Below are 4,111 nucleotides of genomic sequence, written 5' to 3'. Positions count from 1 at the left end.
TCATCGTGCACTACCTTGCCCTCGATCTGTTCGCTCTCCCAACCACGTACCGCTTCAAAGGCGTCAAAACCGTCTTCCACCTGCTCATCGTGCACTACCTTGCCGGCAATTTGCTCCGCCTCCCAATGTCTTACTAATTCAAATAAATCCAAGTCATAGTCGTCACCTTCAGTATGTGGAGCACCAGCCAAGGCCGCAGATTCCCAATCACGTAAATCATCAAATAAATCAACACCTTCTTCTACAGTAATGTCGTTTTCATTAGGAATACCTGATACTGCATCCTCTTCGTGCAAGACTTGCTCCTCTTCTTCGTCTTCAGCATCTGCTTCTAAAGGGGCAACCAAAGGCAAAGGTTCTTGCACATCCTGGTGTTTTATCTGAGGAGTTATATCAAACTCTAAAGAGCCTCTCACTATGTCAAAAGCATCTATAGTCAGATTTTCGTCTCTCACCCACTCAAAAGGATCTGACAAAAGTAGAGGGTTGAATAAAATATAGCCATCGGGTAAATTCACCTCTATAGTGTGCTCCGACAATCGACTTATTTCTTTACCATTGTGGGTAGGTTTCGATACTTCTACCTGCTTATTTTCTTCGTTTTTTTGGTCATTATGACTACTTTCATTAGTGGCTATTTCGTCACTCTCTACCCCTATTCCAAATAGTTCGGGGTGTTCGGTCAATAGCTCAAACTGGGTTTGAAAATACTCTTTTCGGGTAGGGTATTTTTGCATCAGTTTTTGATAAACTTCTGCGGCAAGGTCGCGTTCGCCATTGGCAAAATACTCGATGGCCAGGTCTTCAGTCAACTCGTCCTCAGACACCTTAAGCTGTGCTTTAACCTCAGGCTCCACATCTCGCAGTAAATCAAAGGTATCAACATATTCGGGGTGCCCTAAGTCGGTCGCACTTGGCACAGGTACATCTTCTGGCAGTATAGCCTTCTCCTGGGCAAGCTCATCTACGGTTTCATTCTGGCTATCTTCAATGGTTTCGGCAGGCTTTAAATAAACTTTATCTGCCAGGCTTTCATCAAACTGGTAGTTGCCATCCATCAATATGTTTGCCTGTGCAGTATAATATTCTTTTTTATCAGGATAAATAATAATTAGTTTATCAAAATATACTTTTGCCTCGTCTACCTTGCCATTGTTGTACAACTCAAAAGCTACGCTTTCGTCCCACTCTTCTGCCAAATCGATTACTACCCTATCACTCAGGTCTACCTCATTGTTCAACTCCTCTGTTCGTTCTGCCTTTACTGGAGTTTCTTCTTCCACTTTGTTAAACTCTTCAGTAGTTGTTAATCCTTCATTTTCAGTGTTATTATCTACTTTTTGATCAAGCAAGGCTTCATCAAACTGGTAGTCGCCATCCATCAATATGTTTGCTTGATTTTGGTAATACTCTCTTTTATCCGGATAACGAACAATGAGTTTATGAAAGTAGTTTTTGGCTTCATCTACCTTTCCTTCTCTGTACAGATCAAAAGCATTATCTTCGTCAAGTTCTTCCGAAGGATCTATCACCAAGGCATTGTCAGACAGGCGGCTTGTCTGGTGGGTAGGTTCATACTCATTATTAATAGTATCAAAAAAAGAAGCTGTGTCACTTTCAGAAGTGTCTGTGTCAAGTGTGATTTCGGGTGTGTTGCCGTAGTCATGGTTCAACAACTCCCGCAACAGGTTACGATTGTAGGCATAGATAGCAGCCCGGCGTATTTTACCGGGGGCAAGCACGGCATCTTTTTCGTGTGCACCTTTTGCCAGCAATACATGTACTGCCTGAAAATAAGGAAAACGTTCTGCTATGTCCTCTAACTCATTGAGGGTGTTTTTGCTTATTTTAGCAGGATTTTCTATTATATCTAATAATGCCGTTTTGTTCATAAATCCGCCTTCTTTTGATGTTATTTTTTTGATTGGGTATACCCTACCGCCGGGTTGGTTCTCAATCTACAAAATTTTATGAGAAAAAAACAAAACCCTGACACTTTATACCTGTCAATAACCTGTAACTGAGTAAGCTATGCTTACCAATTGGCTGCTGTACGGTTGAATATGTCAAGAAGTAATTTTTCAAAAATCTCATTTATTTTCTCAGTTTCTACCTGTGACAAGGTTTGGTTCTGAGGAAAATCGGCAAACTGTGAGAAACTTTGAGTAAAATTCTTGGTTTCATCTTTTTTGCTTTCAAACACTACATTTATCGCAATGGTTAAACGGTTGCTGGCTGCTGCCGATTGTGCAGTAAGGGCAATAGGTGCTACTGAGTAATTAGTTACGCTGCCCGAGATGCTCCAGTCTCCGTTTCTATCTACAATATCAAGCGAGGAGTTTTGTTGATAATATTCTTTCAATCTATCGGTAAAATCTTGCCCCAGGTTGGCTGGCCCTAGTGCATCGTTCTGAAAGTTGGCTATAAAAAGAGTTTTTACTTCAGGCGGAATACTAGCTCCACTAAAACTATACTTAAACGAACAACCACTAAGTAAGCTAGTACTGACCATGATTGCCAAAGTGTAAATGCTGAAATAATGCCAGAGGCTTTTCAAAGTCAAAGGGCGTTTACTTCTGTTTCTCAATTTCATACTGTTTAATTTTTCGGTAGAGCGTTCTTTCTGAAATGCCCAGGTCACGGGCTGCATACTTACGCTTGTTCTTGTTTTTTTTCAGGGCTTTGATAATCAACTCCTTCTCTTGCTCTTCAAGCGATAAAGAATCGTTTTCTTCTTCATGTTGAATATCTTGCGTGTCTTCCAGGTCATCAAGATGATCTGCTATCTCTATCACGCTATTATCCTGAAAATTGCTACTGTCTACCACAGAAGTATCTGAAGGTAACAATCGATCTTGCCCAAATATAGCTTCAGCGGGGTTTTCGTCGTTAATCCCATTAAACAAGTCTTTATGGTCACTAATGACACTTCCGTAATTGCCTGAGTTTAAAAGTTCAAACACTAGCTTTTTCAACTCGGTGACATCTTTACGCATGTCAAATAATATTTTGTAGAGTAAATCTCTTTCTGAGAAATCATCTTGCCCTCCTCTATTGCCCAATAATGCCGGAGGGCCACCAGTACTTTCAGCAGGAATGTATTTGGCAAGGGTTTCTACATTAATCTCTTGTTCCATTTCCAGCAACGACATTTGCTGGGTGAGGTTTTTGAGTTGGCGTATATTGCCTGGAAAACGGTATTTACCCAAGGCTTGGCTGGCATCTTCTGACAACTTGATGGGTTTTACCCGGTACTCTTCGGCAAAATCGCTGGCAAACTTTCGAAACAACAACAATATGTCGCTGTCTCTTTCGCGCAAAGCGGGTACACTAATAGGCACCGTACTCAAACGAAAATAGAGATCTTCTCTGAATTTTTTTTGTTCTACAGCTTTTAGTAAGTCTACATTGGTGGCAGCTACCACACGTACACTTGTTTTTTGTACTTTGTTGGAGCCTACTCTTATAAACTCTCCGTTTTCGAGCACCCTTAATAAACGTGACTGAGTACCCAAGGGCATTTCACCTATTTCATCTAAAAAAATGGTTCCACCATCAGTTACTTCAAAAAAACCTTTGCGAGCTTCTCTGGCATCGGTAAAAGCACCTTTTTCGTGTCCAAACAACTCAGAATCAATAGTTCCTTCTGGAATAGCGCCACAGTTAATGGCGATAAACTGCCCATGTTTGCGGGGGCTAAGGCTATGAATAATTTTTGAAAATGATTCTTTGCCTGTACCGCTTTCACCCATAATCAGCACATTCATTTCGGTGGGAGCTACTTGCGCTGCCACATGAATAGCATAATTGAGTTTAGCAGAGTTACCAATGATTCCAAACCGTTGCTTTATACTTTGAATTTCGTCTTGTCTCAATCTTTTGTTTTTTTAAGGTGCAATATTAGGTGTTAGCTCCCAGGTTTACCAGGTTGTTTAAAAACCCCATGAACCCTTAACACACCTATCACTAAGCATTATGGTTGTTTTCTTAAATGTGTGATGACTGCCCTTCTGATAACAGGCAGGTTAAAAGTTAACTAAACCACCCTGCACTGAAAGTACAGGGGTTTTACTAGCGGACTGAAAGTCCTCGCTCATTCCAATATAAAATT

3 protein-coding genes are annotated in these 4,111 nt (G+C 40.9%); all 3 read right to left on the bottom strand.

What is annotated here, in order from left to right:
- Positions 1–1,892 (bottom strand): tetratricopeptide repeat protein (locus tag Q0954_RS33105; RefSeq protein WP_299466072.1); only part of this gene is annotated, 1,892 nt, incomplete at its 3' end.
- A 143-nt stretch (positions 1,893–2,035) separates the two neighbouring features.
- Positions 2,036–2,593, bottom strand: coding sequence for an LPS assembly lipoprotein LptE (gene lptE / locus Q0954_RS33100; protein WP_299466069.1), 558 nt, complete (start codon positions 2,591–2,593; stop codon positions 2,036–2,038).
- Entirely contained in the window at positions 2,571–3,875 is a 1,305-nt protein-coding gene (locus tag Q0954_RS33095; RefSeq protein ID WP_299466066.1) for a sigma-54-dependent Fis family transcriptional regulator, read from the bottom strand. The genes lptE and Q0954_RS33095 overlap by 23 nt, the downstream gene beginning before the upstream one ends.
- Positions 3,876–4,111 lie beyond the last annotated feature (236 nt).

This window comes from uncultured Microscilla sp., from assembly GCF_947493425.1.
GTDB lineage: Bacteria > Bacteroidota > Bacteroidia > Cytophagales > Microscillaceae > Microscilla.
The sequence above is the reverse complement of the archived record's forward strand: the minus strand, read 5'-3'. Positions and strand labels throughout refer to the sequence as shown.